Here is a 26,780-nt window from a genome sequence, read left to right on the forward strand (position 1 = left end):
GTGATGACTCCTTCACATGGGCGCCAAGGTTGGGCTTTTCAATGCGTCGGCTTAAGAAGCTCTTAAGATCCTTGTGCTTTAATCATTATCACCCCGTAAGCAATCCCGAATGACCGGGTGCTGATTTTTGAATTAAATAAGGAAGCTAAAAATGAAAAAACTGACTCTGGCCGCATTGATCGCGCTGTGCAGCGCACCGGTATTGGCTCAACAGGGCGGGTTTCTCGACCCTTCCGCCCCGCAGGCGCAAACGCAGACCCAACCGCAAGGCGGTTTCTCCGGCCCCAGCGCCGCGCTGACCACCGTCGACAAGGTAAAATCGATGAGCGACGACGCCTGGGTGATGCTGCAGGGCAACATCGAGCAGCGCGTCGGCGACGATACCTATACCTTCCGCGACGCCAGCGGCACCCTGACGGTCGAGATCGACAAGAAACGCTGGAACGGCCAGACCATCACGCCGAAGGACAAAGTGCAGCTGGAAGGCAAGGTGGACAAGGACTGGAGCAGCGTGGAAGTGGACGTGAAAACGCTCAAAAAGCTGCCGTGACGGCTGGCCCGGGGCGGAGAAACGACGCCGCCCCGGCGCGGCTCAATATTCCTGATCTTCGATCAACCGCTTGCCCAGGCTGGTCACGCCCTGGATCTCGTAGCCGAGCTTTTCGTACATCTCTACCACGGTGTCGTTGTCTTCGCGCACCATCAGCTGGATCTTCGGGCAGCCGCGGGCGATCAGTTTCTTCTCCAAGCGGTTAATCAACGCATTGGCGATGCCGCGCCCGCGGTAATCCGGGTGCACGCCCAGGTAATAGGCCGAGCCGCGGTGGCCGTCGTAACCGCCCATCACCGAACCGACCACCTCACCGCCCACTTCCGCCACCAGGAACAGCTCGGGATCGTGGTTCAGCTTGCGCTCGATATCCATCTCCGGATCGTTCCACGGCCGCAGCAGGTCGCAGCGCTCCCACAGGGTAATGACCTCTTCAAAGTCGTCTTGTCGAAATACGCGAATTTCCATCGATGTTGGCCGCTGTTAATTAAGGTGTTTATCTGATTATCGCGTGATTATTCACATACGCAATATCAAACTGCGATTTACCGCGCTATTTGACAGGTTTTGCCGGTAACCGGCGTAATAAATGGAAATAGTTATCAGGTCGATTAATGATTATCAATACGATATAACGTCGCAAAATAGAAATTATCGATGGAGCGTCGCGTAATGAAAAAGCAGGTTAAACAATTCCTCAATTTTAAACCGCTTTCCGTTTCCCCCACGCGACGTCAACTTTTGCTCTCCGGCCTGGCCGTGGCGCTGCTCGGCGCCAACAGCCGCAGCGCCAGGGCCGAATCCGGCGGCATGCTGCGCAGCCAGCAGCACAGCAAACCGGCGCCAAAACCGACCGGCAGCAAGCGGGTGGTGATGATCGATCCCGGCCACGGCGGCATCGATTCCGGCGCGGTCGGCCATGAAGGTTCACAGGAAAAACACGTGGTGCTGGAGATAGCCAACCACGTGCGCCGCTTCCTGCACGAACACGATCACGTCGAGGCGCGCCTGACGCGCGAGGAAGACGAATTCATTCCGCTGTTCCAGCGGGTGGAGATCGCGCACCAGCACCAGGCCGACCTGTTCATCTCGATCCACGCCGACGGCTTCACCAGCCCGACGGCCTCGGGCGCCTCGGTGTTCGCCCTCTCCAACCGCGGCGCCAGCAGCGCCATGGCGCGCTATCTGTCCAACCGCGAGAACGCCGCCGATGACGTGGCCGGCGGCAAATACAAGGATCAGGACAACTACCTGCAGCAGGTGCTGTTCGATCTGGTGCAGACCGACACCATCAACAACAGCCTGACGCTTGGCCGCCACGTGCTCGGCCAAATCCGCCCGGTGCACCATCTGCACAGCGACAGCACCGAGCAGGCGGCGTTTGCGGTGTTGAAATCCCCGTCCATTCCCTCGGTGCTGGTGGAAACCTCGTTCATCACCAACCCGGGCGAGGAGCGGCTGCTGGGCACCACCGCCTTCCGCGAAAAAATCGCCCGCGCCATCGCCGACGGGGTGATCAATTTCTTCAGCTATTACGACAGCCATCAGCGAAAACCGCGCTGATGCTGCCGACGGCGGCGAATAAAGGTATACTCTGCACCTTGTTCAGTCAGACGCTGTGAATAATCCCGCATGAGTTTACCCACCATCGCTGAAGTAAAATCCTTCCTGCTGGCGCTGCAGGACCGCATCTGCGCGCAGCTGGCGCAGGCCGACGGCGGCGCCGTTTTCGCCGAAGACCAATGGACGCGTGAAGAGGGCGGCGGCGGCCGCAGCCGCGTGCTGACCAACGGCGCGGTGTTCGAACAGGCGGGGGTAAACTTTTCCCACGTATCCGGCGCCACCCTGCCCGCCTCCGCCACCGCGCACCGCCCGGAGCTGGCCGGCCGCAGCTTCCAGGCGATGGGCGTCTCGCTGGTGGTGCACCCGCTCAGCCCGTACATTCCCACCAGCCATGCCAACGTGCGCTTCTTTATCGCCGAAAAACCGGGTGAAGAGCCGGTGTGGTGGTTCGGCGGCGGCTTCGACCTGACGCCGTTCTACGGCTTCGAAGAGGACGCGGTGCACTGGCACCGCACCGCCGAACGGCTGTGCGCCCCCTTCGGCGACGAGGCCTACCCCAAATACAAAAAGTGGTGCGACGATTACTTCTTCATCAAGCACCGCAACGAGGCGCGCGGCATCGGCGGCCTGTTCTTCGACGACCTGAACACGCCGGACTTTGACCACTGCTTCGCCTTCACCCGCGCGGTGGGGGAAGGCTTCCTCGACGCCTACCTGCCGATCGTCGAAAAGCGCAAAACGCGGGCCTGGGGCGAGCGCGAGCGCCAGTTCCAGCTGTATCGCCGCGGCCGCTACGTGGAGTTCAACCTGGTGTGGGACCGCGGCACGCTGTTCGGCCTGCAAACCGGCGGCCGCACCGAATCCATCCTGATGTCGATGCCGCCGCTGGTGCGCTGGGAATACAACTACCAGCCGCCGGCCGACGGCCCGGAAGCCGCGCTGTACCGCGATTTCCTGCCGGTGCGCGACTGGCTGAAGGAGCCTGGATGATGCAGATTTGGGTCGATGCGGACGCCTGTCCGAACGTCATCAAGGAAGTGCTGTTCCGCGCCGCCGATCGCACCGCCGTGCCGGTGACGCTGGTGGCCAACCAGCCGCTGAAAACCCCGCCGTCGAAGTTTATCCGTACCCTGCAGGTGGCGGCCGGCTTCGACGTGGCGGATAACGAGATCGTGCGCCGCTGCGCAAAAGGCGATCTGGTGATCACCGCCGACATCCCGCTGGCGGCGGAGGTGATAGAAAAAGGCGCCATCGCGCTGAATCCGCGCGGCGAACGTTACACGCCGGACACCATCCGCGAACGCCTCAACATGCGCGACTTTATGGATACCCTGCGCTCCAGCGGCATCCAGACCGGCGGCCCGAATGCGCTGAACCAGCGCGACCGCCAGCAGTTCGCCAACGAACTGGACAAGTGGCTGCAGCAGGCGAAACGGGCGCAGTGACTTGCCGTTTTAACACATTCATTTGACTGATGGTGTGATCCACAGATAGTCCGCGACCTGCTTATCCACCTGCACGCCAGGCTCAGCCAGCATCAGCACCGTCGGCAGCGCCGCCGGCTGCAGATCCTGCACGTGCAGCGGCACCCCCAGCGTTTTCGCCGCGTGATAACCGCCGGCGATCAGCAGCGCCGGCGTCGGCGCCGCCAGCAACCGCTCGGCCATGCGCCGGTCGCGCTGCTGTTGGATCGCCAGCATCGCGCGCAGTTGCCCGGCCTCGCTCTCACCGCCGTGCGAATTGCGGATGGTCTCCGCCAGCGCCCGCCGCACCTCCGGCCGCACCGACAGCACGCCCGGCGGGAATTCTGGCCGCTGATAAAACGCCACTATCTCGCTGCGATCCAGGTTGGCCGACCACAGCGGGTACGGCGCGCGCATCGCCGCCATCGTCACTTCGCCATAGCCTGCCCATTTCCAGCCCGGCTGCCAGTCAATCAGCTCGGCGACGCGGGTATCGCGCACCGCCGTATTGCCCTGCAGCCAGCTTTTGACCTTATCCACCCTGGCCTGCTGATTCGGATTGATCATCTCCATCAGCACGCTGCCCTGCTGCCGCAGCTGCGGCAGCTGCTGCACCAGCCACAGCTCAATCCGATGGTGGTATGGGTTGTCGTGTTTTTCGCCGACGATCACCCGCGGCTGCGCCGCCAGCCGGGCGAGCAGCTGCTCGGGCGTCAGGGTTGCGCCGCTGCGCAAATCGGTGATGCTGCCCAGGCGCTGCACGTCGTTTTGCGGCGGCGTCGGCGGCCTATGGCTACAGGCGGCAAGCGCCAATGCGGCCAGTAAAATCAGAAATCTCATGCTGTTGCCCTGTTATCAAAAGTGGCGCCATTATAGATAATAATTATCATTTGCATATAGAGCGCTTTCGCTCCTGCGGCCCGGTTAACGATTTTTTATCCGCGGTCCGCGTGCCGCGCATTGATTTCACCGAACATTGCGGGTATAACCAATAGCCATTTAGCAGCTTAGACGTCCATACGGATAAATTATTATGCACTCACCCGCTCCCGCCACAGGGCAATTCAAACGCAGCATGAAGGCCCGGCATCTGGTGATGCTGTCGCTGGGCGGCGTGATCGGCACCGGGTTGTTCTTCAACACCGGCTACATCATTTCCACCACCGGCGCCCTCGGCACCCTGCTGGCCTATCTGATCGGCGCGCTGGTGGTGTATCTGGTGATGCTGTGCCTGGGGGAGCTGTCGGTAGCGATGCCGGAAACCGGCGCCTTTCACGTCTACGCTTCGCGCTATCTGGGCCCGGCCACCGGCTATACCGTGGCCTGGCTGTACTGGCTGACCTGGACGGTGGCGCTGGGCTCCAGCCTGACCGCCGCCGGTTTCTGCATGCAGTATTGGTTCCCGCAGTCGCCGGTGTGGCTGTGGTGCCTGATTTTCTGCGCGGCCATTTTCCTGCTTAACGTGGTGACCACCCGCTTCTTCGCCGAAAGCGAATTCTGGTTCTCGCTGATCAAGGTGGTGACCATTCTGGCGTTCATCATTTTGGGCGGCGCCGCCATGTTCGGCCTGCTGCCGATGAAGGACGGCACGCCGGCGCCGTTCCTGCACAACCTGACCGCCTCCGGCTGGCTGCCGAACGGCACCCTGCCCATCCTGATGACCATGGTGGCGGTGAACTTCGCCTTTTCCGGCACCGAGCTTATCGGCATCGCCGCCGGCGAAACCGAGAACCCGGAAAAGGTCGTGCCGCTGGCGATCCGCACCACGGTAGTCCGCCTGATGCTGTTCTTTATCGGCACGGTGTTTATTCTGGCGGCGCTGATCCCGATGGATCAGGCCGGGATCGTCAAAAGCCCGTTCGTGCTGGTGTTCGAGCGCATCGGCGTGCCCTACGCCGCCGATATTTTCAACTTCGTGATCCTGACCGCCATTCTGTCGGCGGCCAACTCCGGCCTCTACGCCTCCGGGCGCATGCTGTGGTCGCTGGCCAACCAGCGCACCCTGCCGGCCTATTTTTCCCGCGTCAACCGGCGCGGCATCCCGATCAACGCGCTGACCTTCAGCATGCTCGGCGGCGTATTGGCGCTGCTGACCAGCGTGATCGCCCCCGACACGGTGTTCGTTGCGTTGTCGGCGATCTCCGGCTTCGCGGTGGTGGCGGTGTGGCTGAGCATCTGCGCCGCGCATTATGCCTTCCGTCGCCATTACCTGCGCAGCGGCCAGCCGATCGACGGGCTGAAGTACCGTGCGCCGGGCTACCCGCTGACGCCGATCCTCGGCTTCGCGCTGTGCCTGCTGGCCTGTATCGGGCTGGCGTTCGATCCGGAACAGCGCATCGCCCTGTATTGCGGGCTGCCGTTTGTCGCCCTGTGTTACGCCGCCTATTACCTGACCCGCCGCGCCGGGCAAAAAAACGCTTTGGGAGAAAACCATGCCGGTTAACAACCCCGTCGCCCAACTGTTGGCCGACCACCCTACCCTGATCCTGGACGGCGCCCTGGCCACCGAGCTGGAGGCGCGCGGCTGCGATCTCAGCGATCCGCTGTGGTCCGCCAAGGTGCTGATTGAAAATCCCGAGCTGATTTATCAGGTGCATCTCGACTATTTCAACGCCGGGGCGCAGTGCGCCATTACCGCCAGCTACCAGGCCACGCCGCAGGGCTTTCTGCGCCGCGGGCTGGATCACGCGCAGTCGCTGGCGCTGATCGCCAAAAGCGTGCAGCTGGCGCAGCAGGCGCGCAGCGATTATCTGGCGGCCCAGCCGCAGGCCGCGCCGCTGCTGGTCGCCGGTTCGGTAGGCCCCTACGGCGCCTATCTGGCCGACGGCTCCGAATACCGCGGCGACTACCGGCTGCCGCAGGAAGAGATGATGGCCTTCCACCGCCCGCGCATCGCCGCGCTGGCCGCCGCCGGCGTCGATCTGCTGGCCTGCGAGACGCTGCCGTCGTTCGGCGAACTGCAGGCGTTGCTGGCGCTGCTGCGGGAATTCCCGACGCTCGGCGCCTGGTTCGCTTTCACGCTGCGCGACAGCCGGCACCTCAGCGACGGCACGCCGCTGGCCGAGGTGCTGGCGGCGCTGCGCGGCAACCCGCAGGTGCTGGCCATCGGCCTCAACTGCATCGCGCTGGATCAGGTCGCCCCGGCGCTGCGGCAGTTGGCCGGGCTGGCCGATAAACCGCTGCTGGTCTATCCGAACTCCGGCGAGCATTACGACGCGGTCAGCAAAACCTGGCACGCCTGCGGCGGCGAACACGGCAGCCTGACGGAACAGGCCGCTGAATGGCAAGCCCTCGGCGCACGGCTGATTGGCGGCTGCTGCCGCACTACCCCGCGGGATATCCGCGCCATCGCCGAGCGCTGCAGGGCATAAACCAACTATTCAGTTAACTGGCGCAACTGCTTTGCAGTTTCTACAGCATTGAGGCGGCCTTTCGCCGCCTCAACCGTTAACTCGACCAATTTCGCATCTTCCCGTAATGCGATGCCATTGATGCCGAGAAACAGCGCCATGCTCTGAAAAGCCGTTCGTTTATTGCCATCGAGGAAGATATGCCCCTGGCTGATAGCTATCAGATAGATAGCGGCGAGATGATAGATATCCGAGACGTTGTCATAATGGTAGGCATTAAGCACTCTATTGGCCACGGCCTCAACCTTGCTGCCATCCTGGCGCCCTTGAGGCACAATTTCAGCATTGAATTCCGCAATATCCTCTGCGGTCAAAAAAATCATCTATCCGCCAATGCATTAATGGTATCTGCATGTTTGAGCTGAATACGCGCTTTCACTTTGGCTTTAACCAATACCTCATAGTCTGCCTTGCTGATGATATAGACCTCGTCGTGGCCGCGGCGGGTGACTTCGACCGGTTGATTTTGCGCTTCCTGAAAAACCTCAGCCAAGTTATTTCTCGCCGAGGTATAGCTGATTGTCGTCATGTGGCATTACCTGTACATGTACATGTTTGAGCGATATTTGTACCATAAAAAAGCCCCCTGCGCCAACGGCGGCAGGGGGCGCGATATCACGCCGGGCTTATAGCGGTTCGGTCTGGGCTTCCACCACCGCCAGCGCCACCATATTGACGATGCGGCGCACCGAGGCGATCGGCGTCAGGATATGCACCGGCTTGGACACCCCCATCAGCACCGGCCCGACGGTCACCCCTTCCGAGCAGGAAACGCGCAGCAGGTTGTAGCTGATGCGCGCCGCTTCCATGTTCGGCATGATCAGCAGGTTGGCCGAGCCTTTCAGCGGGCTGTCCGGCATCAGATCGTGGCGAATGCTCTCCACCAGCGCGGCGTCGCCGTGCATTTCGCCGTCGATCTCCAGCTCCGGCGCCAGCTCATTCACCAGCTCCAACGTCTTGCGCATCTTGCGCGCCGCCGGACAGTCGGACGAGCCGAAGCTGGAATGGGACAGCAACGCCACCTTCGGCTCGATGCCGAAGCGGCGCACGGTTTCCGCCGCCATCAGGGTGATTTCCGCCAGCTGTTCCGGCGTCGGATCGTCGTTGACGTAGGTATCAGCGATAAAGGTGTTGCCGCTCGGCAGCAGCAGCGCGTTCATCGCGCCGGCGACGTGCGCCCCTTCGCGGAAGCCGAACACGTTTTTCACCACCTCGTAGTGTTCATGGTAGCTGCCGATGGTGCCGCAGATCATCGCGTCCGCTTCGCCGCGGTGCAGCATGATGGCGGCGATCAGCGTCGGGTTGCCGATCACCGCGCGGCGCGCCTGCTCCTGCGAAACGCCGCGACGCTTCATGATCTGGTAGTACTCGCCCCAGTATTCGTTGAAGCGCGGGTCGGATTCGTTGTTCACCACCTCGAAATCCTGGCCCGGCGTCAGCTGCAGGCCAAGCTTTTTCAGGCGCATCTCGATCACGCTCGGGCGGCCGACCAGGATCGGGTAGGCCAGGCCCTGCGACACCAGCTCCTGAGTGGCGTGCAGCACGCGCTCTTCTTCGCCTTCCGCCAGCACCACGCGCTTCACCTCTTTGCGCGCCTGCGAGAAGATCGGTTTCATGAACAGGTTGGTTTTGTAGACGAACTCGGCCAGCTTCTCCACGTAGGCGTCGAAGTCCTCGATCGGGCGCGTCGCCACGCCGGAGTCCATCGCCGCCCTGGCCACCGCCGGCGCGATTTTGACAATCAGGCGCGGGTCGAAAGGCTTGGGAATGATGTAGTCCGGGCCGAAGGACAGATCCTGATCGTCATAGGCGGAGGCCACCACGTCGCTCTGTTCCGCCAGCGCCAGGTCGGCGATGGCGTGCACGCAGGCCAGCTTCATCTCTTCGTTGATGGTGGTAGCGCCCACGTCCAGCGCGCCGCGGAAGATGAACGGGAAGCACAATACGTTGTTCACCTGGTTCGGGTAGTCGGAACGGCCGGTGCAGATGATGGCGTCCGGGCGCACCGCTTTGGCCAGCGGCGGCAGAATTTCCGGTTCCGGGTTGGCCAGCGCCATGATCAGCGGATCGCGCGCCATGGTTTTCACCATGTCCTGCGTCAGCACGCCGGGGCCGGAACAGCCGAGGAAGATGTCGGCGTCCGGAATGGCGTCGGCCAGCGTGCGCTGGCCGTTATCGTCGATCGCGTAGGCCGCTTTGGTCTGCTCCATGTTGGCCTCGCGGCCCTTGTAGATCACCCCTTTGGAATCGCAAACGGTGATGTTCTGCTGGCGCAGGCCCAACGCCACCAGCAGGTTCAGACAGGCGATCGACGCCGCGCCGGCGCCGGACACCACCAGCCGCACGTCGGAGATGTTCTTTTTCACCACCCGCAGGCCGTTGAGCACCGCGGCGGTAGTGATGATCGCCGTGCCGTGCTGATCGTCGTGGAACACCGGGATCTTCATGCGCTCGCGCAGTTTCTGCTCGATGTAGAAACACTCCGGCGCCTTGATGTCTTCCAGGTTGATGCCGCCGAAGGTCGGCTCCAGCGCGGCGATAATATCGATTAGCTTGTCGGGGTTATGCTCGTCCACTTCGATATCGAACACGTCGATACCGGAAAACTTCTTGAACAGGACGCCCTTACCCTCCATCACCGGCTTACCGGCCAACGCGCCGATATTGCCCAGGCCCAGCACCGCCGTGCCGTTGGAAATGACCGCCACCAGGTTGCCGCGCGCGGTGTATTTATAGGCCGCCAGCGGATCTGCGGCAATTTCCAGACAGGGCGCGGCGACGCCCGGCGAATAGGCCAGCGCCAGATCGCGCTGGGTGGCCAGCGGTTTGGTCGGAGATACCTGGATCTTCCCTGGGACCGGAAACTGATGGAAATCAAGGGCACTCTGTTTGAGCTGTTCGTCCATTATGGATTCCTTTGCTTTTTGCTTTTATGTTGAGGTAAGGCTTGTCAGATCGGTAAAGCTTTAAGGCTAGACCAGTATAGTGAGAGAAACGTCACAAACTTTGAAGCGGGCCATAACCTTGGTCGAAATACTTTTATAAAAGTAAAAAAAGAAGTACCACAGGACGGGCAAGAAAAAAACTGCCGTCAATGCGACGGCAGCGCGGCGCGCCAGGCGTTGAGCGCCGCCACCTGGCCGGCGCAGATTTGTAACGAGGTTTGTAACGCCAGGGCGTAGCTCAGCGCATCCCCCCAGGTCTCGCCCGGCAGGGGCGGCAGTTCGCAGGGAACGAACACCGACTCAGGGGGCAACAGCGGCACCGGCCGCGCCGCCGGCGGATTGGCGCAGGAGCTCAAGCACAGCGCCAGGCATAGGCTGAGCGGCGCAGGGATCATGTTTAATCGCTTCACGGTATTTCCTCTGATAAATGTCGCCTTGCTGACGCAGCTGGCGTTCCTGCCGCTGCTGCGCCGCCATCAGCGCGCGATTCTGCGCCTCCTGGGTTTGCAAGGCGGCGATCAGCCCGGCCTGCTGCGCCAGGCTCTTTTGCTGCTCCGCCGCCTGCTGCCGCGCCAGCTCCAGCCGGTGCGACAGCAGCGAGCTGTAGCCGCCGAGGCAAATGGCCGCCAGCAACAGCAGCAACATCCCGCCCTGCGCCAAGCGCTGCAGCCAGGCGCTCATGCCGGGTAGTCCCGGAACGAAAGCTGGAAATGCGGCCCGTCCTTCAGCGTTTTCCATTCGCCGCCCCATTCAACGCCAACGCCGCACTCGCGCGCCGCGCGCCGCACCGCCACCGCGATCTGCGCGTAATAATCCCACTCCCAGGACACCACGCCCGCCGGCATCGCCACCACGTCCACCGCGTGGCCGGTCAGATGGCGGCTGCGCAAGGTTTGGCTTTTGCCGGCGCGCAGCATTTCGCGCTGGCGCGCCATGCTGCGCAAGCCTTCGCTGACGGAGAACGGCACCAGCGAATAACGCAGCGCCAGGCGGATCACCCGCACCAGCTCGGGATGCACGCCCGCCAGATTTTCTTCGCTGCGGGCGGTGAAGCGAATATCCTCAATTTCATTTAACATTTTTAAACCCCGTTTTTTTGCCAATGAATTTTTTAATCAAGGCGCCGATATAATCCGCCCCCATAAAGCCAATCAACACGCTGGCTAAATTGGCCCACTTTAATTCCCAGCCCATCAATGCCAGGGCATCTCGCACCGTCCACGCCAACAGCGCGCACATGGCGGCATTTAATAAACGCCGCCGAATGCCCACGTTGCGATAGGCGCCGTGCAATAACGCCATCACCCCCGCCAGGATGGCGTTCATTACCGGCTGCAGGTATTCACAGGCTCGCTGAATAATTAAGCCGACAGCGTCTGGCTCTAAGCTGGACATCGCTCTCCTCCGGTTTTATTTTTAATCAAATGCCAATCACGGCCGCTGGGACATCGGACAGTTTGAATCTAGTGAAGGATGCTATAACAAAGCAAATGAATAAATACATGGCCTAGGGTCAAATTCATTCACGCTGACGACTGACACAACCCATATCGCCCCGTGCGGGCCAATTAATAAAAACTCATGCTTATGGTGATTTATTTCGACTTCTCTTTATTCCATAAATAATGGCTAATGACTCCGGGAGTTATTCTCTCATGATAAAAACCATTCACTCTGGAGAAACGCCATGTCTACACGTAAAGCCGTTATTGGCTATTATTTTATCCCGACCGTTCAGATTAATAACTATACCGAATCCGATACCGCGATCGTGCCGTTCCCGGTATCGAACATTACGCCGGCCAAGGCCCGGCAGCTGACCCACATCAACTTCTCGTTCCTCGATATCAACGGCGATCTGGAATGCGCCTGGGATCCGGCCACCAACGACGCCAAGGCGCGCGAAGTCGTCGGCCGCCTGACCGCACTGAAGGCGCACAACCCCAGCCTGCGCATCATGTTCTCCATCGGTGGCTGGTATTATTCCAACGATCTGGGGGTGTCCCACGCCAACTACGTCAATGCGGTCAAGACCCCGGCCGCCCGCAGCAAGTTCGCCCAGTCCTGCGTGCGCATCATGAAGGCGTACGGTTTCGACGGAGTGGACATCGACTGGGAATATCCCCAGGCGGCGGAAGTGGACGGCTTCGTCGCCGCGCTGCAGGAGATCCGCACCCTGCTGGATAGGCAAACCCAGGCCGACGGCCGTCAGGCGCTGCCCTACCAGTTGACCATCGCCGGCGCCGGCGGCGCGTTTTTCCTGTCGCGCTACTACAGCAAGCTGCCGCAGATCGTCGCCCAGCTCGACTACATCAACCTGATGACCTACGATCTGGCCGGCCCCTGGGAGAAGATAACCAACCACCAGGCGGCGCTGTTCGGCGACGCGGCCGGGCCGACCTTCTACAACGCGCTGCGTGAAGCCAACCTGGGCTGGAGCTGGGAAGAGCTGACCCGCGCCTTCCCCAGCCCGTTCAGCCTGACGGTCGACGCCGCCGTCCAGCAGCACCTGATGATGGAGGGCGTGCCGAGCGCCAAGATTGTGATGGGCGTGCCGTTCTACGGCCGCGCGTTCAAAGGCGTCGGCGGCGGCAACGGCGGCCAATACGGCAGCCACGCCACGCCGGGGGAAGACCCGTTCCCGGGCACCGACTACTGGCTGGTGGGCTGCGACGAATGCGTGCGCGACAAGGATCCGCGCATCGCCTCCTACCGCCAGCTGGAGCAAATGCTGCTCGGCAACTACGGCTACCAGCGCCTGTGGAACGACAAGACCAAAACCCCGTACCTGTACCATGCGGAACGGGGGCTGTTCGTCACCTATGACGATGTGGAAAGCTTCAAGTACAAGGCCAAGTACATCAAGCAGCAGCAGTTGGGCGGCGTGATGTTCTGGCATCTGGGGCAGGACAACCGCAACGGCGACCTGCTGGCCGCGCTGGATCGCTACTTCAACGCGGCGGATTACGACGACAGCCAGTTGGACATGGGCACCGGCCTGCGTTACACCGGCGTTGGCCCCGGCAACCTGCCGATCATGGCCGCGCCGGCCTATACGCCGGGCACCACCTACGCGCAGGGCGCGCTGGTGTCTTATCAGGGCTATGTCTGGCAGACCAAGTGGGGCTCGGTTACGGCGGCGCCGGGCGCCGACAGCGCCTGGCTGAAGGTGGGCCGCGCGGCCTGAGCCATAAAAAAACCCCGCAGCCTGGCGCTGCGGGGGGTTATTGCGTTAACCGTTTAATGTCGCATCCTTTGGACTTGCGCCCTCAGTTGTTGCACCAAGGGTAACCGCCGTCCCGCACCACTTCACGCCCCAGCAGGCTTAAAACGTCGCTTTTGCGCGTCAGGCGCTCGTGCCACCAGCTAAAGCCGCCGCCCTTGCTGGCCGGGTGCCAGGCCAGCCAGATCATTTCATCCCCTTTTTGCATCTCCACCGGCACCCTGACCAGCTCGCCGCTGGCCAGCTCTTTTTCAATCAGCGCCGGCGGCAGGAAGGCGTGGCCGATGCCGCGTTTGAGCAGCGCCAGTTTGCTTTCCACGTCGCACACCACCAGCTGCCGCTGCAGCGGCAGCGTGCCGTGGTTGCGCTTTGGCAGGTCGTGGCTGCTGTCGGCGATCACCACCACGATGTCGTTCAGCCGTTGCTTCTTGCACACCGCCTTTTTCTGCGCCGCAAAGGGGTGGGACGGCGAGACGCACAGCACAAAGTCCAGCTTGCCCAGCATCAGGGTTTTGGCCTGCACGCTGTCCGGGATCTGGCCGATGGCGATGATCAGGTCGGCGCGGTTGTTCTTCAACGCATCCCAGGTGCCGTTCAGCGCCTCACGCTGCACCGAGATATTGGCGTTCGGGCTGTGCTGAATATAGTCGCGGATATCCTGGGTGAGCGCCTCCAGCGGAAAGTACTTGTCGACCACGATGCGGATATTATTTTCCAGCTTGGGTATGTTGCGCACCCGGCTTTCCAGATCCTGCACCGCATTTAATATCCAGCTGCCCTCCTGCAGCAGGAATTCCCCTTCATCGGTCAGGGTAATCATAGGTCCATTACGATGAAAAAGTTTCACGCAGAGCTTGCTTTCAATATTTGAAACCCGGTACGAGATGGCCGAAGGCGTTTTATGCAACGCCTCCGCAGCCATGGAGAAAGAACCGGTACTTTTGATGGTGCTGATTATTTTAATCGCATCCAGGGATAATCTAGTCATACAAATTCCTCTTTGACATAAAAACAAGAAAAATTGACACTAAATTCCCAGGCAATCGGCGCGCAAAAATCGATCAAGTTCTGCAAGAGTTCTTTAAGCAACAAGCAATATACTCCATAACGGAGAGCGCCATCTGAAAGACTATTCATCAACCCGTCAAATAAAATTCATCATGGCGATGCGCTTTTAGACAGCAGAAGTTAAATAAATTCAACCAGCCAAACAAAGATAATCATCATCATAATTTTAGTTAATAGCCTATAAAACTTTCCATTCTACGGCCGAGTGCAAATGATAAAAATAAAACAAGCCGGCAAGAATGATTATTTTAGTTTCGTTACTGTCCTCTCATCTGGCCGGTGAGAAATACATGACTTTCACATTATAACTTCAGTCAGGAGTGACTTATGAACCAGACCTCTCGTACCCTTATGTCCCTGGGCCTGCTGAGCGCGGCCCTGTTCGGCGCCTCGCAACAGGCCAACGCGCACGGCTACGTCGAAACGCCGGCCAGCCGCGCCTATCAGTGCAAACTGCAGCTCAACACCCAATGCGGCAGCGTGCAGTACGAACCGCAGAGCGTTGAAGGGCTGAAAGGCTTCCCGCAGGCCGGTCCGGCGGACGGCCATATCGCCAGCGCCGACAAGCCCACCTTCTTCGAGCTGGACCAACAAACGCCGACCCGCTGGAACAAGATCAACCTGAAGACCGGCGCCAACAGCTTCAGTTGGACGCTGACCGCGCGCCACAGCACCGCCAGCTGGCGTTATTTCATCACCAAACCGAACTGGGACGCCTCGCAGCCGCTGACCCGCGCCTCCTTTGACCTGACGCCGTTCTGTCAGTACAACGACGGCGGCGCCATCCCGGCCGCCAAGGTCACCCACCAGTGCAACATACCCGCAGACCGCACCGGTTCGCACGTGATCCTCGCCGTGTGGGATGTGGCCGACACCGCCAACGCCTTCTACCAGGCGATAGACGTCAATCTGAGCCATTAATCCGGGGGAAATGCAGAGAGGGTTCAGCGCAGGTGAACTGACCCCCAGAAGTTGGACGGTGTAAATTCACGCAGCCTTCGAGGCCTGAGTTCGGTATTCCACCGGACTCAGGCCTTTCAGTTTCTGCCTGATGCGATGGTAGTTGTAGTAATCAATGTAGGCGTCTATCTCCTGCGCCAAGTGTTCCACACTATCAAAGCGCTGCAAGTAATACAGCTCCGCTTTCAGATGACCGAAGAAGTTCTCCATTACCGCATTGTCCAGGCAATTTCCCTTGCGAGACATGCTCTGCTTTACCCCGTTAACCCGCAACGCATGCTGGTAAGCCGCCATCTGATAGTGCCAACCCTGGTCACTGTGCAACAGTAACTGCTCACCCGGTTTTATCCTGCACACCGCCTTGTCCAGCATCTTTTTAACCAGCCTAAACTCTGCCCGGCGTGCCACTTCATAAGCGATGATTTCACCGTTGTACAAGTCAAGCACCGGTGATAAATACAGCTTATCCTCACCAACCCGGAACTCCGTTACATCCGTCACCCACTTTTGATTGGGGCACTGAGCGGTAAAATTACGCTGCAGGAGATTGGGAGCCACCTTGCCTGCATTTCCTTTGTATGAACGGTACTTTTTACGGCGAACCGGTGACTTCAGCTGCAACTCTGTCATCAGCTTTTGCACGGTTTTATGATTTAAAACGTATCCTTCCTTTCGCATTGCGCAGGTTACGCGACGATAGCCGTAACGGCCTTTATGTATGTTAAAGACCTCGGTTATCCGTTGTTTAGCCTCACGGTATTTATCCGGCACTCGACTGACTTTACAGCAATAATAATACGTACTGCGCGCCAGCCCACCGGCATGCAACAGCATGTCTAAACGGTGTTTTTGCCTTAATGCCGTGACTATTTTTGCCCTTTCCGCCGTGCCCGGGCATCGTTTTCCTGCATCAAGGCTCTCAACTTTTTTATGTAGTCATTCTGCGCGCGTAAAAACTCGATTTCCTCCCGCATCTCTTCGGGGGTCAGTTCATCCGGCGACTTGCCGGCATGGGGGGTTTTGGGATGCTGATACATTCGGCGACCACGCTGATTCAGGTTGAGGGCTTCGGCCCCATTCTCCTGATAAAGCTTAACCCAGTGTTCCAGCGTCGTGTATGAGGGGATGTCGAATTTGGCGGCGACGCTGGCTAAAGAAAGGGGATTGGCGCGGGCAAACTCGACAACGGCGAGCTTAAATTCGGGCGTGTACTGCCGCTGACGCCCGGATTGTAGCCCTGCCTCACCATGGTGCTGATAGGCGGCAATCCAGCGGCGAAGCTGAACATGAGCAACGGAAAATTTTTTCGCGGTCTGCCTTTGGCTGCCGAACCCGGCGAGATAGTACCGGACCGCCTCGAGCTTGAATGGGAGCGAATATTTCATAAAAACTGCACCTCCGAATGTCAGATGGATATCCAACATTTGGGGTGCAGTTCAAGGCTGAACCCTTTTTTTGTCGGCTACTGCGACATATTGAGGAGGGTGCGCACGTTAAGCGCGCTGGTGGCGATAATGTCGATGGCGCCGGTGCGCAGCGCGCCGAGTATCGCCATCGCCTTGGTGTTTTCCGAAGCAATGGCGATCACGCAGGGGATTTTACGCAGTTCGTCGATGCTCAGGCCGATCACCCGATCGTTCATCACCGTATCCACGTGCTGCCCCTGGGCGTTGAAGAAGTCGTAGCCGGCGATATCGCCGATCACCCCCTGATTGAGGCTGGCGTCGATAATCTCGTGCGGCGTGAACCAGCCCAGCTTCACCATATAGCTGTTTTCGTTCATATCGCCAATGCCCACCAGCGCCACGTCGGCCTTGCGCGCCCGATCCAACGTTTCCTTGATGGTGCCGTTTTGCATAAAGGCGTCTTTCAGCGCGCGGTTTTCGACGTAGGCCGGGGCGTACAGGGTTTCGCTGCTGCCGCCGAACTTCTTCGCCAGCCGGCGGCTGATGTGGTCGGCGTTGATCGCGTCGCCGGGGCGATGGGTGCCGCCGATGCCGCAGATAAACTTGCAGTTTCGCTCCGCCACGCTGCCGACGTGATCGGCGATCGCCGCCACGTTGCGCCCCTGCCCCACCGCCAGCACCATATCGTCTTTCAGCGACATCGCCAGATAGTTGGACACCAGCGCCGCCACCTGCCGACGCTGCTCTTCTTCATCCTGATGGTCGAGCGCGATCAGCGCGCGGCTGATCGGAAAGCGCTCCATCATCTGCTGCTCCAGCCGGGTGCTGAACACCGGGTGATAACGCACGGTGATCTCGACGATGCCCTCTTCCTTGGCGCGTTTGAGCAAACGCCCGACTTTGATCCGCGAAATGCCGAACTTTTTGGCGATTTCTTCCTGCGTGATCTCATCCTGATAGTAAGCGACGGCGATTTCGGTCAGCAGTTCGTTATCCTGGGACACTGTTTGTTTTTCCATCCGTTAGACGTTTCCCCACGGCAGGCCGGTTATCGATGGCGGATGAGGCGGCAAGCCGGCCCCACCGGCCATCGCTGAATTGCCCGCTAGTATAACGCGTTCATGCGGTAACGGTATTCAACCGTTGCTCTACGCCGTCGGCCAACCGGCTGAGCAGCAGGCAGCAGGAGACCGCGCCCGCGTCCAGCACGCCGCGCGAACGTTCGCCCAGGCGGCTGGCGCGGCCGATTTTCGCCACCAGGTCGCGGGTCGAATCCCGCCCCTGCGCGGCGGCCCGCTTCAGCTGCTCCAGCGCCGCGCTGAAGCCGTCGCCGCGCTGCACCGCGCCTTCGAACGCCGCCACCGCCGGGATCAGGGTATCCATCAGGCACTTGTCGCCCACTCCGGCGCTGCTGATGTCCTGCAGTTCGCTCAGCCCGTTGCGCAGCATCGCCAGAAACGCCCGCTGATCCAGCGTTTCCTTATCCCGCACGCTGTCGGCCATGCCCATGAACAGGCTGCCGTACAGCGGCCCCATCGAGCCGCCGATGCCTTCCATCAGCGCATCGGACACCGCATCGAACGCCTGCGCCAGCGTCAGTTGCCGGCCCGCGATCGCCGCGCCGCACATGGAAAACCCCTTCGCCATATTGATGCCGTGATCGCCGTCGCCGATCGCGCCGTCGATCTCGCTCAAGTATTCACGGTTGCTGACGATGACGTCGATCAGGCCGGAGACGACCTCATTGCCGTAGCGGGTAGAAAGATGTTCTGTCATGGTTCACTCCACCTGGGTTAAGCCTAAGGATTGCGCCGGCATGTCAATCAGGGTTTTCAGTTCGTCATCCAGCTTCATCAGCGTCAGCGTCACCCCCATCATTTCCAGCGAGGTAAAATAGTTGCCGACGTAGCGCCGGTGCACCTTGATCCCCCGGGCCGTCAGCCGCCGTTCGATCTCGGCGTAGTAGATGTACAGCTCCATCACCGGCGTGGCGCCGAGGCCGGAGATCAGCAGCGCCACCTCCTGGCCGTTGTCCAGCGGCATGTCGTTGAGCACAAAATCGAGCATGGTGCCGGCCATGGCGCAAGCCGGCTGGATAGGCGACACCTCGATGCCCGGCTCGCCGTGGTGGCCGATGCCGATCTCCATTTTGCCGTCTTCAATATGGAAGTTGGGCTTGCCGACCGCCGGAATGGTGCAGGAGCTCAGGCCGACGCCGATCGAGCGGCAGTTGCCGATCGCCTTCTGCGCCGCGCCGATCACCCCGTCCAGATCGTAGCCCCTGGCCGCCGCCGCCGCGCCGATCTTCCACATCAGGATTTCGCCGGCCACGCCGCGGCGCTTGTCGATTTCGCTGGCCGGCGCCGAGGCCACATCGTCGTTCGCCACCACGGTTTTCACCCTGATGCCGGCCGCGGTGGCCTTCTTGATCGCCATCTTGACGTTCATGTTGTCGCCGGCGTAGTTGCCGTACAGGCAGGCTACCCCGGCGCCGCTGTCCGCCGCCTTGAAGGCGTCGAGGAAGGCGCCCGCCGTCGGGGAGGAAAAGATCTCGCCGATCGCCACCGCGTCCAGCATGTTCTTGCCGACATAGCCGAGAAACGCCGGCTCATGGCCGGAGCCGCCGCCGGTGACGATGCCGACCTTGCCGGCGATCGGCGCCGTCGGATGCTTCAGCACCCGCGCGTTATCGGTGGCGGCGTAATACTCCGGGTGCGCCAGCCGGTAGCCCTGAATGGCGTCTTCCACTACCTGATCGGGATCGTTAATGATTCTGTTCATCGCGGCCTCTCTGTCGCCTGAATAGTGAATTATTGAATGGTGTAGCCGCCGTCGATCACCAGGTTGGCGCCGGTGATCATCGCGGCGGCGTCGCCGGCCAGGAACAGCGCGCCGGCGGCAATGTCCTGCGGTTCGGCAAAGCGCCGCAGCGGAATTTTCTGTTTCATCTGCTCGGCCACCTCGCCGGACCAGGCCTTGCGCCCCAGCTCGGTCAGCACCACGGTGGGCGAAATGGCGTTGATCCGCACGTTGTGCGGCCCCCACTCCAGCGCCAGAACCTGGGTCAGGCCGATCACGCCGGCCTTGCTGGCGCAATAGGCCAGGTGATTCGGCAAAGCCACCACCCCGGCCTGGGAAGCCAGGTTGACGATGCTGCCGCTGCGCTGACGAATGAAACGCCGCCCCGCCGCCTGGCAGGTAAGAAACACCCCTTTCAGATTTACCGCCAGGGTGGCGTCCCAGGCCTCTTCCGGCAGCGTTTCGGCCGGGTGCAGCGCCACGATGCCGGCGCTGTTGACCAGCACGTCAAGCCGGCCAAAGTGCGCTTCGGCCTGCGCCGTCGCCCGCTCCACCGACGCCGGGTCGGTCACGTCGGTCAGGATGCCCAACGCCGCATCGCCGCCGAGCTGCCGCGCCTGTTCCGCCACCTGCGGCGCGCGATCCATCAGCACCACCCGCGCGCCGTCGTGCAGAAATCGCTCGGCGATGGCATAGCCGATGCCCGCCGCGCCGCCGGTGATCAACGCCACTTTGCCGCATAAAGTCGGCCCGGCGGGCGCTTCGCTCTGGTTATTAAACATAGGTTTCTCCCTAAAACTGTGAACTTCACCCGCGGTCAGGATATTTTCGCCAAACTCGGATTCTTCTCTTCCGCCGCCGCGCTTTCCTTCGGCAGGGTGACGAACTTCATCAGTACGCCGCTGAACAGGTACAGGCCGGTGAAGATCCAGATCACGCCCACGCTGCCGAGGCTGCCGATAAACAGCCCCACCACCGCCGGCCCGACAAAGGTGCTGAGGCCGGCGCCGAGGTTGAGGATCGACATCGCCGCGCCCTTATTCTCCGGCGCCAGCGACGGCATGATGGCCGACAGCGGCACGAACGCCGCCAGGCAGGCGCCGAACAGCCCGGCGGCGCAGACGGTCAGCAGGTAGTTGGCGCCGAAGAACTGCGGCACGTAATAGAACATCAGCGTGGTCAGCGCGCAGCCGACGCAGCCGAACCACATCACCACGTTGCGCCAGCCGAGGCCGTCGCTGATCACGCCGAAAATCAGGTTGAAAATGATGTTCACCGTCCACAGCGCGGCGTACATCTGCAGCCAGTGGGTGCGGGTAAAGCCCATATCCATCATGTACATCGGCATAAACACCACAAAGCCGTACGCCGCCGAGGTATTGATGGTGCGCACGATGCCGCCCAGGCCGATTTTCGGGTTCTCAAACGCGATGGTGATGCCTTTCAATACGTAGCTCAGCGAGGCTTTTTCCCGGTTGCCGCGTTCCGCCGCGCCTTCGTTGCGGTTGAGCATCAGGGCGATCATCGCGCCCAGCACCACGAAAATCAGCGCGCTCCACAGGGTGTGGATCTCGCCGAGGTAAGGCAGCATGATGCTGGAGTACAGCACGCCCAGCACGCTCAGCCCGCCGCTGTAGACGAACCAGAAAATGCCCACCGCCGATCCCAGCCTCTCCGGCGGCGCTTCATAGGCCACCCACACCAGAAAGCCGTAGGCGAACAGCGGGTAACCCAGGCCGCGCAGCGCATAGGTCGGCACCATGATCGACAGGTTGTTGCTCGGCAGGCCAAACGCCAGGAAACACACCGACCCGATCAGAAACAGGATCAGGCCGGCCAGCATCACCCGGCGGGCGGTGAAAATCTCCGCCAGCACGCCGGAGAACCACGCGGCGATCGCCGCGGCGAAACCGTAGACGCTGAACAGCAGCGCCGACTCCTGAATGGTTAATCCCTTGCCGATTAAATAAGGTGAAAGCCATCCCTGCTCCAACCCTTCGCCCATCATAAACACCAGCACGCCGGCGTAGCCGAGCAGCAGTTTCGGCGACAGACCAATGCGATGAATCAGTCCATGCAACATAGAACACCCCAGCACGTTTGACAGTGGAGGCGCAGGCTAGCCCGCACCCGACGAATGATGCGGCCTCAAAGATTCGGGTTGAGCACCACTTTGATCGAACCTATGCCGCGCTTCATCAATTCAAAGCCTTCGGCAAACTGTTCCAGCGGCAGCGTATGGGTCACCACCCCTTCGGTCGGCAGATCGCCGTTGCTGATGCCTTCAATCACCAGCGGGTAGCAATAAGGGCCGAGGTGCGAGCCGAGCACGTCCAGCTCTTTGCGATCGCTGATAATGCTCCAGTCGACGGTGACCGGATCCTTGAACACCGAGAATTCGACGAAGGTGCCGAGCTTGCGGATCAGCGTCAGCCCCTGCTCCACCGATTTTTGCGCGCCGGTGGCTTCGATATAGATGTCGCAGCCGTACCCTTCGGTCATCTCTTTGATCGCCGCCAGCACATCATCGCGGGTCGGATTGAGCACCACATCGGCGCCAAACCGCTTCGCCAGCGCCAGGCGGTCGTCGGAAAGGTCGAGCACCACCAGCTTCGCGGGGCCGGACTTCTTGATGGCGCCGATCATTCCCAGCCCCAGCGTGCCGGCGCCGGCCAGCACCACCACATCGCCCAGCTTGATGTTGGCGCGTTGCACCGCGTGGAATGAACAGGCGTAAGGTTCGATAAGAATGGCTTTTTCGATCGGCAGATCGGCCGGCACCAGGTAGTTGATCGCCTCTTTGGTGAACTTCATGTATTCGGCCATGCCGCCGTTGACGTTTTTCTGGAAGCCGTACAGGTCGTGCTTCTCACACATCCAATACTGACCGCGGTTGCAGAAGCGGCACTGCCAGCAGGGGACGATCTGTTCGGAGATCACCCGATCGCCCAGCTTGAAACCTTCCACGCCTTCGCCATAGCCGACCACATGGCCGATAAACTCGTGCCCGGGGATCATCGGCGCCTTGATATAAGCCGGCTGTTTTTCATCGCCCCAAAAGCTGGGCGCCCCTTCGAACGCCTTGATATCCCCGGCGCAGATGCCGCAGGCTTCGATCTTCACCAGGATCTCTTTTGGGCCGATGTCCGGCACCGCCACCTGTTCCAGGCGGTAATCCTTTGGCGCATAGGCCACCACCGCTTTCATGGTTTCAGGGATGCCGTCTGCCATTTTTGCCGCTGTTACGCAGGTCTGACACATAAGTTCTATCCTCTGGTAGGGTTATTTTTATGATCATAAATACACAATAAGAACAAATGAACACTAACGCCAAGCGCCGTTTTTGCCCACCATGAACTTCTCAAAGTGTGATTTCGCTCAAAAAGCCGCCTAAATAGCCGTTTAAGGCAAGTAATTGCGATATAAGTCACCATCATCCTCTCAATACCCTATTAAAAGCAACAATCAAAAGATCAACTATTGAACATTTGATTGCATATGATTATGGTAAGCACCATGACGCGCCGAGAGGATCGTCAGCCTTTCCGCTTTCAACCTGGAGATCGCTATGCTGCCTATTGCCATCGGCGCCGATGACGCCGCCATTGAACTGAAGGATCTGATCGTTGCTTATTTGCGACAGCGGGACATTCCCGTCACCGACTACACCGAGGATCGCGCCGCCGCCGGCGGGATCTACCCCGATATCGCCTACCGGGTTGCCCAGGCGATCAAGGCGGAGCAACACCAGCGCGGCATCCTGCTGTGCGGCACCGGCATCGGCATGAGCATCGTGGCGAATAAAGTGCCGGGCATCCGCGCGGCCCAATGTCACGACACCTACTCCGCGCAGCGGGCGCGCAAAAGCAACGATGCGCAAATCATCACGCTCGGCGCGCGCGTGATCGGCGCCGAACTGGCGAAAACCATCGTCGCCGCCTGGCTGGAGTCAGAGTTTGAAGGAGGGGGATCGGCGCCGAAAGTCGCCCGGATCGGCTATTACGAACAGGCCGCCGATCCGCGCTGATCGCGCCTCAGGGTCGGCAGTGGCCGCGCGCAAGCCGCGGCCCGTCTGGCTTGGTTCGGGATTCATTGTTCTTATCCATCGCAACAATCAGAAAAAGCGCATTTTATTTATCACCCTTATGATGCAGTGTGTTCCCCCTACGATGAAAAAGGTTCTCATTTCCCTACATTGAAGCTTGGTCAAGGAGCTTACAAATGAATCAGTTAGACGCACTCAAGCAGCTGACCACGGTGGTAGCCGACAGCGGCGATATCGAATCCATCCGCCAGTTCGAACCCCAGGACGCCACCACCAACCCTTCACTGATCCTGAAAGCCGCCGCGCTGCCGCAGTACCAGCCGCTGATTACCGAAGCGCTGGACTACGCCCGCCGCCAGGGCGGCAGCAAGGAAACCCAGCTGATCAACGCCAGCGACAAGCTGGCGGTCAATATCGGCGTCGAGATCCTGAAAAGCGTGCCGGGCCGCATCTCCACCGAGGTGGACGCGCGCCTGTCGTTTGATCGCGGCATGTGCGTCGCCAAGGCGCGCAAGCTGATCGGCCTGTATCAGGAACAGGGCGTCGACAAATCGCGCATCCTGATCAAGCTGGCCTCTACCTGGGAAGGCATCAAAGCCGCCGAGGAGCTGGAAAAAGAAGGCATCAACACCAACCTGACGCTGCTGTTCTCCTTCGCCCAGGCCCGCGCCTGCGCCGAAGCCGGCGTCTATCTGATTTCACCGTTCGTCGGCCGCATCTACGATTGGTATCAGGCCAAACAGCCCGCCGCCGACTACGACGCCGAGCAGGATCCGGGCGTGAAATCGGTACGCACCATCTATGAATACTACAAACGGCACCGTTATCAGACGGTGATCATGGGCGCCAGCTTCCGCAAGGTTGAACAAATCCTGGCGCTGGCCGGCTGCGATCGGCTGACTATCGCGCCGAACCTGCTGGAACAGCTGAAAAACGGCGACCAGCCGGTCGAGCGCAAGCTGACGCCGTCGACCGAAGGCTTCCACCAACCCGCCCCGCTTGCCGAAGCCGAATTCCGCTGGCTGCACAATCAGGACGCCATGGCGGTGGAAAAACTGGCCGAAGGCATCCGCCTGTTCGCCGTTGACCAGCAAAAGCTGGAAGACATGCTGGCCGCTGAACTGTAATTACCTGGAGTATCGTTATGTCTTCCCGTAAAGAACTGGCCAACGCCATCCGCGCACTCAGCATGGACGCCGTACAAAAAGCGAATTCCGGCCACCCGGGCGCACCTATGGGCATGGCGGACATCGCCGAAGTCCTGTGGCGTGACTACCTGAACCACAACCCGACCAACCCGCACTGGGCTGACCGCGACCGTTTCGTGCTCTCCAACGGCCACGGCTCCATGTTGATTTACAGCCTGCTGCACCTCACCGGCTATGACCTGCCGATGAGCGAGCTGGAAAACTTCCGTCAGCTCCACTCCAAAACGCCGGGCCACCCGGAATACGGCTATACCCCAGGCGTGGAAACCACCACCGGCCCGCTCGGCCAGGGCATCGCCAACGCCGTCGGCTTCGCCATCGCCGAACGCACCCTGGCCGCGCAGTTCAACCGCCCGGGCCATGACGTCGTCGACCACCACACCTACGCCTTTATGGGCGACGGCTGCATGATGGAAGGCATCTCTCACGAAGTCTGTTCGCTGGCCGGCACCCTCAAGCTCGGCAAGCTGACCGCCTTCTACGATGACAACGGCATCTCCATCGACGGCCACGTCGACGGCTGGTTCACCGACGACACCGCCGAGCGCTTCGAAGCCTACGGCTGGCACGTGGTGCGCCACGTCGACGGCCACAACCCGGACGCCATCAAGGCGGCGATTGAGGAAGCCCGCAAGGTGACCGACAAGCCGTCCCTGCTGATGTGCAAGACCGTCATCGGTTTCGGCTCACCGAACAAGGCCGGCACCCACGACGTGCACGGCGCCGCGCTGGGCGCCGCCGAAGTGGCCGCCACCCGCGAAGCCCTGGGCTGGAAATACGCCGCCTTCGAAATCCCGCAGGACATCTATGCCCAGTGGGACGCCAAAGAAGCCGGCCAGGCCAAAGAAGCGGCCTGGAACGACAGGTTCGCCGCCTACGCCCAGGCTTTCCCTGAGCTGGCCGCCGAGTTCAAGCGCCGCATGAACGGCGAACTGCCGACGAACTGGAAAGCCGACGCGCAGAAATTCGTCGAGCAGCTGCAGGCCAACCCGGCCAACATCGCCAGCCGCAAGGCGTCGCAGAACGCGCTGGAAGCGTTCGGCAAGGTACTGCCCGAGTTCCTCGGCGGCTCCGCCGACCTGGCGCCGAGCAACCTGACCCTATGGTCCGGTTCGAAAGCGCTGAACGTCGACCCGGCGGGCAACTACATCCACTACGGCGTGCGCGAGTTCGGCATGACCGCCATCACCAACGGCATCGCGCTGCACGGCGGCTTCCTGCCGTACTCGGCGACCTTCCTGATGTTCGTGGAATACGCCCGCAACGCGGTGCGCATGGCGGCGCTGATGAAGCTGCGCAACGTGTTCGTCTACACCCACGACTCCATCGGTCTGGGCGAAGACGGCCCGACCCACCAGCCGGTGGAGCAGATTGCCAGCCTGCGGGTGACCCCGAACATGAGCACCTGGCGCCCGTGCGACCAGGTGGAATCGGCGATTGCCTGGCAGTACGGCATCGAGCGCAACGACGGCCCGACCACGCTGATTTTCTCGCGTCAGAACCTGACCCAGCAGCCGCGCAGCGCGGAGCAGCTGGCGAACGTGTACCGCGGCGGCTACGTGCTGAAAGACTGCGCCGGCACGCCGGAGGTCATCCTGATTGCCACCGGTTCGGAAGTGGGTATCACGGTGGAAGCGGCGGACCAACTGACTGCTGCGGGCCGTAAGGTACGCGTGGTGTCGATGCCGTCTACCGACGCGTTCGACAAGCAGGATGCGGCGTACCGCGAATCGGTGCTGCCGGCGGCGGTGAGCGCGCGCGTGGCGGTGGAAGCGGGTATCGCGGACTACTGGTACAAGTACGTGGGGCTGAACGGCGCCATCGTGGGCATGACCACCTTTGGCGAGTCGGCGCCGGCGGAGCAGCTGTTCAAGGAGTTCGGCTTCACCGTGGACAACGTGGTGGCCAAGGCGCAGGCGCTGCTGAAGTAAGCGGCCCCTGGCGTTAGCCAATAAAAAGCCCGGCAACGCCGCAATGCCAGTCAGTTAAGCCTGACTGGCATTTTTTTATCCAATTTCTGTATGCTCCGTGCAGGCGGAATTGCCGTAAATACCCTGCATTTCTCTGCTACCGCAATGTACGGCAATTGGAGGGGCCGAAGGCGCGGGTTGCAAGGGGCCGCGCCCACGGTCCCTTGCTC

Annotated in this window: 28 protein-coding genes; 11 read left to right on the forward strand and 17 right to left on the reverse strand. The window is 60.8% G+C overall.

Features of this window, described 5'->3' with window-relative positions; translation table 11 throughout:
* Window positions 1-151 precede the first annotated feature (151 nt).
* Window positions 152-550 (forward strand): YgiW/YdeI family stress tolerance OB fold protein, encoded by a 399-nt coding sequence (locus D7I37_RS00260; protein WP_061799363.1) that lies wholly within the window; start codon window positions 152-154, stop codon window positions 548-550.
* Between the two features lie 42 nt (window positions 551-592).
* Here D7I37_RS00260 and D7I37_RS00265 read toward each other — a convergent pair whose 3' ends face one another.
* The gene (locus D7I37_RS00265; RefSeq protein WP_061799365.1) at window positions 593-1,018 is read right to left on the reverse strand and encodes a GNAT family acetyltransferase; all 426 of its coding nucleotides are present in this window, start codon (window positions 1,016-1,018) and stop codon (window positions 593-595) included.
* A gap of 204 nt (window positions 1,019-1,222) precedes the next feature.
* On the opposite strand from D7I37_RS00265, the gene amiA reads away from it, so the two are divergent.
* The 3 genes from amiA (at window position 1,223) to D7I37_RS00280 (ending at window position 3,558) form a co-directional block, all read left to right on the forward strand.
* Entirely contained in the window at window positions 1,223-2,113 is an 891-nt protein-coding gene (gene amiA / locus D7I37_RS00270; protein ID WP_061799367.1) for an N-acetylmuramoyl-L-alanine amidase AmiA, read from the forward strand.
* Window positions 2,114-2,182: 69 nt separating this feature from the next.
* A complete protein-coding gene (gene hemF, locus D7I37_RS00275) occupies window positions 2,183-3,103 on the forward strand; it encodes an oxygen-dependent coproporphyrinogen oxidase (protein ID WP_129543130.1) in 921 nt (306 codons plus the stop codon).
* Window positions 3,103-3,558, forward strand: coding sequence for a YaiI/YqxD family protein (locus tag D7I37_RS00280; protein ID WP_061799412.1), 456 nt, complete (start codon window positions 3,103-3,105; stop codon window positions 3,556-3,558). Before hemF ends, D7I37_RS00280 begins: the two co-directional genes overlap by 1 nt.
* An 18-nt stretch (window positions 3,559-3,576) precedes the next feature.
* Here the strand turns inward: D7I37_RS00280 and D7I37_RS00285 are convergent, their stop codons facing one another.
* On the reverse strand, window positions 3,577-4,416 hold the full coding sequence (locus tag D7I37_RS00285; protein WP_129543131.1) for a ChaN family lipoprotein: 840 nt from the start codon (window positions 4,414-4,416) through the stop codon (window positions 3,577-3,579).
* A gap of 193 nt (window positions 4,417-4,609) precedes the next feature.
* Between D7I37_RS00285 and mmuP the strand changes: the two genes are divergently transcribed.
* A complete protein-coding gene (gene mmuP / locus D7I37_RS00290) occupies window positions 4,610-6,019 on the forward strand; it encodes an S-methylmethionine permease (protein WP_095098639.1) in 1,410 nt (469 codons plus the stop codon).
* A complete protein-coding gene (gene mmuM / locus D7I37_RS00295) occupies window positions 6,009-6,947 on the forward strand; it encodes a homocysteine S-methyltransferase (protein WP_061799377.1) in 939 nt (312 codons plus the stop codon). Before mmuP ends, mmuM begins: the two co-directional genes overlap by 11 nt.
* A gap of 5 nt (window positions 6,948-6,952) precedes the next feature.
* On the opposite strand, the gene D7I37_RS00300 is transcribed toward mmuM, so the two are convergent.
* The 7 genes from D7I37_RS00300 to D7I37_RS00330 all read right to left on the reverse strand — a co-directional run bounded on the left by D7I37_RS00300 (window position 6,953) and on the right by D7I37_RS00330 (window position 11,326).
* Window positions 6,953-7,309, reverse strand: a complete 357-nt coding sequence (locus D7I37_RS00300; RefSeq protein ID WP_061799378.1) for a type II toxin-antitoxin system death-on-curing family toxin — start codon at window positions 7,307-7,309, stop codon at window positions 6,953-6,955.
* On the reverse strand, window positions 7,306-7,515 hold the full coding sequence (locus tag D7I37_RS00305) for a type II toxin-antitoxin system Phd/YefM family antitoxin (protein ID WP_061799380.1): 210 nt from the start codon (window positions 7,513-7,515) through the stop codon (window positions 7,306-7,308). The genes D7I37_RS00300 and D7I37_RS00305 overlap by 4 nt, the downstream gene beginning before the upstream one ends.
* Window positions 7,516-7,612: 97 nt before the next feature.
* The gene (gene maeB / locus D7I37_RS00310) at window positions 7,613-9,892 is read right to left on the reverse strand and encodes an NADP-dependent oxaloacetate-decarboxylating malate dehydrogenase (protein ID WP_061799382.1); all 2,280 of its coding nucleotides are present in this window, start codon (window positions 9,890-9,892) and stop codon (window positions 7,613-7,615) included.
* 185 nt (window positions 9,893-10,077) lie between these two features.
* Window positions 10,078-10,251: a hypothetical protein gene (locus tag D7I37_RS00315; protein ID WP_165283073.1), complete on the reverse strand. Its 174-nt coding sequence runs from the start codon at window positions 10,249-10,251 to the stop codon at window positions 10,078-10,080.
* Window positions 10,232-10,612: a DUF2570 family protein gene (locus D7I37_RS00320; RefSeq protein WP_061799384.1), complete on the reverse strand. Its 381-nt coding sequence runs from the start codon at window positions 10,610-10,612 to the stop codon at window positions 10,232-10,234. Before D7I37_RS00320 ends, D7I37_RS00315 begins: the two co-directional genes overlap by 20 nt.
* Window positions 10,609-11,010, reverse strand: coding sequence for a M15 family metallopeptidase (locus tag D7I37_RS00325; RefSeq protein WP_129543133.1), 402 nt, complete (start codon window positions 11,008-11,010; stop codon window positions 10,609-10,611). Before D7I37_RS00325 ends, D7I37_RS00320 begins: the two co-directional genes overlap by 4 nt.
* Window positions 11,000-11,326: a phage holin, lambda family gene (locus D7I37_RS00330; RefSeq protein ID WP_061799391.1), complete on the reverse strand. Its 327-nt coding sequence runs from the start codon at window positions 11,324-11,326 to the stop codon at window positions 11,000-11,002. Before D7I37_RS00330 ends, D7I37_RS00325 begins: the two co-directional genes overlap by 11 nt.
* A gap of 292 nt (window positions 11,327-11,618) precedes the next feature.
* On the opposite strand from D7I37_RS00330, the gene D7I37_RS00335 reads away from it, so the two are divergent.
* On the forward strand, window positions 11,619-13,118 hold the full coding sequence (locus D7I37_RS00335) for a glycosyl hydrolase family 18 protein (RefSeq protein WP_095098654.1): 1,500 nt from the start codon (window positions 11,619-11,621) through the stop codon (window positions 13,116-13,118).
* Window positions 13,119-13,200: 82 nt separating this feature from the next.
* On the opposite strand, the gene D7I37_RS00340 is transcribed toward D7I37_RS00335, so the two are convergent.
* On the reverse strand, window positions 13,201-14,142 hold the full coding sequence (locus tag D7I37_RS00340) for a LysR family transcriptional regulator (protein ID WP_061799394.1): 942 nt from the start codon (window positions 14,140-14,142) through the stop codon (window positions 13,201-13,203).
* 407 nt (window positions 14,143-14,549) lie between these two features.
* Here D7I37_RS00340 and D7I37_RS00345 point away from each other — a divergent pair, with 407 nt between their 5' ends.
* On the forward strand, window positions 14,550-15,143 hold the full coding sequence (locus D7I37_RS00345; RefSeq protein WP_061799395.1) for a lytic polysaccharide monooxygenase: 594 nt from the start codon (window positions 14,550-14,552) through the stop codon (window positions 15,141-15,143).
* 66 nt (window positions 15,144-15,209) lie between these two features.
* Here D7I37_RS00345 and D7I37_RS00350 read toward each other — a convergent pair.
* The 7 genes from D7I37_RS00350 to D7I37_RS00380 all read right to left on the reverse strand — a co-directional run bounded on the left by D7I37_RS00350 (window position 15,210) and on the right by D7I37_RS00380 (window position 22,648).
* A protein-coding gene (locus tag D7I37_RS00350; protein WP_129543134.1) for an IS3 family transposase occupies window positions 15,210-16,567 on the reverse strand; the annotation gives its coding sequence in 2 pieces (ribosomal slippage) (window positions 15,210-16,090 and window positions 16,090-16,567; 1,359 coding nt in all).
* A 77-nt stretch (window positions 16,568-16,644) separates the two neighbouring features.
* Entirely contained in the window at window positions 16,645-17,607 is a 963-nt protein-coding gene (locus D7I37_RS00355; RefSeq protein WP_061799396.1) for a sugar-binding transcriptional regulator, read from the reverse strand.
* Between the two features lie 100 nt (window positions 17,608-17,707).
* The gene (dhaL, locus tag D7I37_RS00360) at window positions 17,708-18,364 is read right to left on the reverse strand and encodes a dihydroxyacetone kinase subunit DhaL (protein ID WP_061799397.1); all 657 of its coding nucleotides are present in this window, start codon (window positions 18,362-18,364) and stop codon (window positions 17,708-17,710) included.
* 3 nt (window positions 18,365-18,367) lie between these two features.
* Entirely contained in the window at window positions 18,368-19,369 is a 1,002-nt protein-coding gene (locus tag D7I37_RS00365) for a dihydroxyacetone kinase subunit DhaK (protein ID WP_061799399.1), read from the reverse strand.
* A gap of 29 nt (window positions 19,370-19,398) precedes the next feature.
* Window positions 19,399-20,169, reverse strand: a complete 771-nt coding sequence (locus tag D7I37_RS00370; RefSeq protein WP_061799401.1) for an SDR family oxidoreductase — start codon at window positions 20,167-20,169, stop codon at window positions 19,399-19,401.
* Between the two features lie 35 nt (window positions 20,170-20,204).
* On the reverse strand, window positions 20,205-21,470 hold the full coding sequence (locus tag D7I37_RS00375) for an MFS transporter (protein ID WP_061799403.1): 1,266 nt from the start codon (window positions 21,468-21,470) through the stop codon (window positions 20,205-20,207).
* Between the two features lie 65 nt (window positions 21,471-21,535).
* Window positions 21,536-22,648 (reverse strand): alcohol dehydrogenase catalytic domain-containing protein, encoded by a 1,113-nt coding sequence (locus D7I37_RS00380; RefSeq protein ID WP_129543135.1) that lies wholly within the window; start codon window positions 22,646-22,648, stop codon window positions 21,536-21,538.
* A gap of 307 nt (window positions 22,649-22,955) precedes the next feature.
* Between D7I37_RS00380 and rpiB the strand changes: the two genes are divergently transcribed.
* The 3 genes from rpiB (at window position 22,956) to tkt (ending at window position 26,571) form a co-directional block, all read left to right on the forward strand.
* Complete coding sequence (rpiB, locus tag D7I37_RS00385) at window positions 22,956-23,414, forward strand: ribose 5-phosphate isomerase B (protein WP_129543136.1); 459 nt, start codon at window positions 22,956-22,958, stop codon at window positions 23,412-23,414.
* A 194-nt stretch (window positions 23,415-23,608) separates the two neighbouring features.
* Complete coding sequence (gene tal, locus D7I37_RS00390) at window positions 23,609-24,559, forward strand: transaldolase (protein WP_129543137.1); 951 nt, start codon at window positions 23,609-23,611, stop codon at window positions 24,557-24,559.
* A 17-nt stretch (window positions 24,560-24,576) separates the two neighbouring features.
* Window positions 24,577-26,571: a transketolase gene (gene tkt, locus D7I37_RS00395; protein WP_129543138.1), complete on the forward strand. Its 1,995-nt coding sequence runs from the start codon at window positions 24,577-24,579 to the stop codon at window positions 26,569-26,571.
* Window positions 26,572-26,780 lie beyond the last annotated feature (209 nt).

Source organism: Serratia sp. 1D1416 (assembly GCF_003641105.1).
Lineage (GTDB): Bacteria > Pseudomonadota > Gammaproteobacteria > Enterobacterales > Enterobacteriaceae > Serratia > Serratia ficaria.